1 protein-coding gene and 1 pseudogene are annotated in these 2,107 nt (G+C 71.6%); one reads left to right on the top strand and one right to left on the bottom strand.

Annotated features, from left to right (window positions below; translation table 11 throughout):
• Positions 1–528, top strand: a pseudogene (locus IJH84_RS29000) (hypothetical protein); the annotation flags it as partial.
• 132 nt (positions 529–660) lie between these two features.
• On the opposite strand, the gene IJH84_RS28995 reads toward IJH84_RS29000, so the two are convergent.
• Positions 661–2,043 carry a GntP family permease gene (locus tag IJH84_RS28995; RefSeq protein WP_295151250.1) on the bottom strand — a complete coding sequence of 461 codons (1,383 nt, stop codon included), beginning with the start codon at positions 2,041–2,043 and terminating at the stop codon, positions 661–663.
• Positions 2,044–2,107 lie beyond the last annotated feature (64 nt).

The following is a 2,107-nucleotide window of genomic DNA, read 5'->3' as shown; positions in this document are numbered from 1 at the left end:
GTGGCCTTCGGCTGCTTGCTGGTGGGGGTGTCCGCGCTGGCGACCTCGGCCGCCGCGCCGGAAGCCTCCGGCGTGCTGCTGAGCGTCTTCTCGGCCGGAGCCGTGTTCAGCGCGTTGTGCTACGGCATGCGGGAACGCGACACCGCCGCCCGCCCGCGCCTGGTGGCGTTGCACGCCGTTTCGGCGTTGCTGCTGGCGATCGTGGCGGCGACGTCCGGACCGGTGCTCGCGGGCGTGGTCCTGCTGCTGCTCGGTCTGGTCAGCGGGATGCGGGACACGCTGCACCAGCTGGTCCTGGGCAGCGCGGCCGCGGCCGAGCACCGCACCGAGGCGTTCGCGTGGCTGACCACCTGCATGTGGGGCGGCAACGGCATCGGAACCGCCGTGGCCGGTCAACTGGTCGGCTGGTCGGGCGGTTCGCACCGCGCGGCACTGCTGACCGCGGCGCTCGCGGCCGGGGCGGCCTCGGTGCTCGCGCTCATGCTGCGGGCGCGCGCGGGTGCGCCGCAGGTTCAGCGGCAGTCGTGAAGGCTCGCACGCGGTACGGCCACCGAGATGAGCGCAGCTGTCCTGGCCGGTGCGCGTCAGTCGGCGGGACAGGAGAGGGAACCACGGTCCGGCGTGGAGTCCGGCGGCGACGCGGATCGGCGACTATCGCGCTCAGACCAGCACGCTCAGCCCGGCCGCCACCGCGAACGCGCTCAGCGACAGGATCGTCTCCAGCACCGTCCAGGTCTTGAGCATCTCGGCGACGGGGATGCCGAAATACCGCGAGATGATCCAGAACCCGCCGTCGTTGACGTGCGAGGCGATGATCGATCCGGCGCCGATGGCGACCGCGACCAGCGCCAGCTGCGGCTGCGAGTAGGCGGATCCGGCCAGCAGCGGCGCGACGATGCCGCCGGTGGTCACGATCGCGACCGTCGCCGAGCCCTGCGCGATCCGCATCCCGGAGCTGATCAAGTACGCCGATGCGATCACCGGCAGTCCGGTGGCCTGCAACGATCCGGCCAGCGCATCGCCCACCCCGGTTTCCGAGAGCACTTCGCCGAAGAATCCGCCCGCACCGACGACCAGCAGGATCATGCCCAGCGGCCGCAGCGCCCGCGCGGTCAGCTCCGCGATGTCCGCCCCGCCCAGGCCGCGCCGCGTGCCCAGCAGCCAGAACGCGATCAACACCGCGATGGTCAGCGCGACGACCGGATTTCCCAGGAACGTCAACGCGTCCAGCGCGGCACCGGGCGGCAGCGTGATGCCTGCGAAGGTGCCGCCGAGGATCAGCAGCACCGGCAAGCCGATCACCAGCGCCACCACGCCGAGCGGCGGTTCGCCGGCGTCCTCGGGCGGTTCGCCCGCCGTTTCCGGCACCGGCAGGTGGATGCGCTTGCCGATCCACGACGAGTACAGCACGCCCGCCACGACGAACGCGGGGAGTCCGCAGGCCAGCCCCATGATGATGAGCCAGCCCATGTCCACCCCGAGCAGCCCGGCGGCAACCACCGGACCGGGGTGCGGCGGCAGGAAGGCGTGCGTCATCGAAAGTCCCGCCACCAGCGGCAGGCAGTACAGCAGGATCGACCGCCCGCCCTGCCGGGCCGCGACGTAGACCAGCGGCGCGAGCACGAAGATCCCGATGTCGAAGAACACCGGAACGCCGAACACCAGCCCGGCCAGCCCCATCGCCAGCGGCGCGCGCCGCTGCCCGAACGCCGCCAGCAGCCTGCGGGTGAGCAACTGTGCGCCGCCGGAGTTCTCCAGCACCGCGCCGAGGATCGCGCCGAGCCCGACGATCGCGGTGATGTGCCCGAGGATGCTGCCGAATCCGTTCTCCAGCAGGGATTCGCTGCTCTTCTGCGCGGAGCCCACGATGTCGCGCACCGGCAATCCGGCGGCCAGCGCCAGCAGCAACCCGGTGATGATCAGCGCGATGAACGGCTCCACCCGGAACCGCATGATCATCGTCAGCAGCGCAGCGATCGCGGCCGCGGATAACGTCAGCAGCCCGGCGGTGTCGTGCTGCAGCCAGTGCACAACGCTGTACACAGTGGACTCCTCGGATTCAGGGGTTGCGGCGCAGGGCGCGCCCGGGAAGCGCCTCGGTGCGGTT

It is taken from the genome of Saccharopolyspora sp., from assembly GCF_017434145.1.
In the GTDB taxonomy this organism is placed as follows: domain Bacteria; phylum Actinomycetota; class Actinomycetes; order Mycobacteriales; family Pseudonocardiaceae; genus Saccharopolyspora_C; species Saccharopolyspora_C galaxeae.
Note: the sequence above shows the minus strand (reverse complement) of the source record. Positions and strands in the feature narration are given on the sequence as shown.